2 protein-coding genes are annotated in these 1556 nt (G+C 68.6%); one reads left to right on the top strand and one right to left on the bottom strand.

The features are described 5' to 3' along the window. A partial coding sequence (locus QH195_RS00025) for an AMP-binding protein (RefSeq protein ID WP_348537336.1) occupies window positions 1–1146 on the bottom strand: 1146 nt, incomplete at its 3' end. 34 nt (window positions 1147–1180) lie between these two features. Between QH195_RS00025 and QH195_RS00020 the strand changes: the two genes are divergently transcribed. Further along, window positions 1181–1556: condensation domain-containing protein (locus QH195_RS00020; RefSeq protein ID WP_280433835.1), on the top strand; the 376-nt coding region annotated here is incomplete at its 3' end.

Genomic DNA, 1556 nt, shown 5'->3' with positions numbered 1-1556 from the left:
CGAACCCAGCAAACCGTACTCGGACTGCATCCACACCAAACGGTTCACGATCGCCGCATGCGACACCGCCACACCCTTCGGCCGACCCGTCGAACCCGACGTGAAGATCACATACGCCGTATTCGACGACCGCAACGGCGCGACGCGCTCGGCATCGGTGACGGCGGTATCGACGTAGCCGGAGAGGTCGACCTCGTCGACTACTACGACCGACCGGTCCGCCACGGTGAATTCGTCTGCCGCACTGGTCAGCACGCAGACGGGGTCCGCGGTGGCCAGGATGTAGTCCGTGCGTTCGGCCGGCTGTTCCGGATCCAGCGGCACATACGCACCACCGGCGGTGACGACCGCGTACATCGCCACCACCAGATCCAGCGAGCGCCGCATCCCCAGCGCCACCGGTACATCCGGTCCCACACCCAGCGAAATCAGATGCCGGGCCAGCCGGTTCACCCGCGCGGAGAACTCGGCGTAGGACAGACCTGTCCCCTCGAATGCCACCGCGGGCGCTTGCGGCGTACGCGCGACCTGGTCGGCGAACAGACCGGCCAGCGTCGCGGCCGGATCGACGGCGGCCTGTGGGCCGTACCCGCCGCGCAGTACCGTCGAGGCCTCCAGCGCGTCCAGCAGCGGGAGGTCGCCCAGCGGCCGCTCCGGGGTCTTGACCACGGCTTTGAGCAACCGGACGAACCGCTGGGCGAACTGCGCGACCGTCTCGCGATCGAACAGATCGGTCGCGTAGGTGAAGGTCGCGTCGATCCCCGCGGCGCCGGTCCGTTCGCTCAGGTCCAGCTGGAGGTCGAATTTCGCGGTCTCCAGCGGCATATCGACCGCACTGACGCCCAGTCCGGGCAGTTCGGTATGCACCGGCGGAGTGTTCTGCAGCGACAGCATCACCTGGAACAGCGGATGCCGCGCCTGCGACCGTACCGGGTTGAGGATCTCCACCAACCGCTCGAACGGCAGATCGGCATGTCCGAACGCGGTGATATCGGTACCGCGTACCGCGCCGAGCAGGTCGGTGAATCCGGTGCCGGTATCGACCGGTGTCCGCAGCACCAGGGTGTTGACGAACATACCGATCAGATCGTCGAGTGCGCGTTCACCGCGGCCCCGCGGGGAGGGGGGCGGACGGAATAATGATATAACACCACCAAAACGCCACCCCCACCCCTACGCGGTGCCCCCCCTGCTGGTTCCGTCCTGGGCGCGGCACCGGGCGGCCCGGCGGTACCCGCTGCCCCGGCCGCCCGCCCGCCCGCGGCCCGCGGTCTCCTCGGGCCGGGGTGCGGCGCATTCGTTCGAGATCGACGCCGAAACCCACGCCGGGCTGACCGAACTGGCGCGCAGCGAGGGCGCGACCCTGTTCATGGCCGTGCACGCGGCGTTCGCGGTGCTGCTGTCGCGACTGTCCGGGGAAACCGATATCGCGATCGGCACCCCGATCGCGGGCCGCGGTGAACGCGCACTCGACGATCTGATCGGTATGTTCGTCAACACCCTGGTGCTGCGGACACCGGTCGATACCGGCACCGGATTCACCGACCTGCTCGGCG

It is taken from the genome of Nocardia carnea (assembly GCF_029868855.1).
Classification (GTDB): domain Bacteria; phylum Actinomycetota; class Actinomycetes; order Mycobacteriales; family Mycobacteriaceae; genus Nocardia; species Nocardia carnea_A.
The sequence above is the reverse complement of the archived record's forward strand: the minus strand, read 5'-3'. Positions and strand labels throughout refer to the sequence as shown.